The sequence below is a fragment of the Bacteroides gallinarum DSM 18171 = JCM 13658 genome, assembly GCF_000374365.1.
GTDB classification, from domain to species: Bacteria; Bacteroidota; Bacteroidia; order Bacteroidales; family Bacteroidaceae; genus Bacteroides; species Bacteroides gallinarum.
Genome location: NZ_KB894212.1, coordinates 1 through 1,659, shown reverse-complemented (window position 1 = coordinate 1,659; position 1,659 = coordinate 1). Strand labels below are relative to the sequence as shown.

General features: G+C 40.5%; 1 protein-coding gene and 1 tRNA gene. One reads left to right on the top strand and one right to left on the bottom strand.

The genetic code is table 11. The features are described 5' to 3' along the window. Positions 1-146: 146 nt before the first annotated feature. Positions 147-230: transfer RNA gene (locus C233_RS0122050), tRNA-Leu, on the bottom strand. A gap of 154 nt (positions 231-384) precedes the next feature. On the opposite strand from C233_RS0122050, the gene C233_RS0122045 reads away from it, so the two are divergent. Further along, positions 385-1,470: a mannose-1-phosphate guanylyltransferase gene (locus C233_RS0122045; RefSeq protein ID WP_018669621.1), complete on the top strand. Its 1,086-nt coding sequence runs from the start codon at positions 385-387 to the stop codon at positions 1,468-1,470. The last annotated feature ends 189 nt before the right edge of the window (positions 1,471-1,659 follow it).

Below are 1,659 nucleotides of genomic sequence, written 5' to 3'. Positions count from 1 at the left end.
ATACCTAAAGATACAAAAAAGCCAGCTAATTCGCAATATTTTGTGTATGAATTAGTTGGCTGATTTTATATTATTTACTGAATGTCCCTTTATAAAAGAAAAAGAAGATAAACAGTCAATCTTGAACTATTTATCTTCCTTCCTTGTACCCAGACCCGGGGTCGAACCGGGATGGAAGTGAATCCACTGGTGTTTGAGACCAGCGCGTCTACCGATTCCGCCATCTGGGCATACTGTTTTCAAATGCGGTGCAAAGATACGGCTTTTTTTGAGACTTGCAACACTTTTCATAAAAAAAGGCGAAAAAAGCAAGAAAATATCTGGTAAACATTCCTCGTTTGTAAAATATACAGTACTTTAGCAGAAACTTTTAAAACATTTGATATGATAACCAATAAGGATAATTTCTGTGTAATTATGGGTGGCGGAATCGGTAGTCGTTTCTGGCCTTTCAGCCGTAAAACACTCCCGAAACAATTCTTGGATTTTTTCGGCACAGGGCGTTCATTATTGCAACAAACTTTCGACCGCTTCAACAAAGTAATCCCTACAGAAAACATACTGGTCGTTACCAATGCGCTCTATGCAGACTTGGTAAAAGAACAGCTTCCCGAATTAAATCCTGAACAAATCTTATTAGAACCTACGCGCAGAAATACAGCTCCCTGCATTGCGTGGGCTGCCTACCATATCCGTGCATTAAATCCTAATGCCAACATCGTAGTAGCCCCTTCAGACCACCTCATCCTGAAAGAGGGCGAATTTCTTGCAGCCATTGAAAAAGGACTGGCATTTGTTGCAGAATCGGATAAATTGCTGACTCTCGGCATCAAGCCCAACCGTCCCGAAACAGGATACGGCTATATACAAATTGCCGAGCACATAAACAATAACTTCTACAAAGTAAAAACCTTCACGGAGAAACCTGAACTGGAATTAGCCAAGGTTTTCGTAGAGAGCGGAGAGTTTTACTGGAACTCGGGACTTTTCATGTGGAATGTAAACAGCATCATCAAAGCCGGCGAATTGCTCTTACCCGAGCTGGCCTCCAAGTTGTCAGCCGGAAACAATGTATATGGAACACCGGAAGAGAAAAAATTCATAAACGAAAATTTCCCTGCGTGCCCTAATGTATCCATTGATTTCGGCATTATGGAAAAAGCGGATAATGTATATGTATCCTTGGGAGACTTCGGTTGGTCTGATTTAGGAACATGGGGGTCCTTGTATGACCTCTCACCGAAAGACGAAACGGGTAACGTTACATTGAAATGCCAAACTTTATTGTACAACAGCAAGAACAATATCGTTGTTCTTCCCCAGAATAAGCTTGCCGTCGTTGACGGTCTGGAAGGTTATCTCATAGCCGAATCGGATAATGTGTTACTGATTTGCAAGAAAGATGAAGAACATTCTATACGCAAGTATGTGAATGATGCACAAATCAAACTGGGTGAAGATTATATTTAACAGTGTTAAAACGGTACTATCATACTTAGTCCAGGAAGTTAACTTCAGACATCCGGGATGTTAACTTCGTATCGTTACGAAGTTAACATTAATCCGGGATATTCAGTAAATGTCCCTAAAAATCAAGATGGCATATGAAGATGATAGAGCATACTCACTTCATATGCCATTTTTATAGTCCTATTCCTG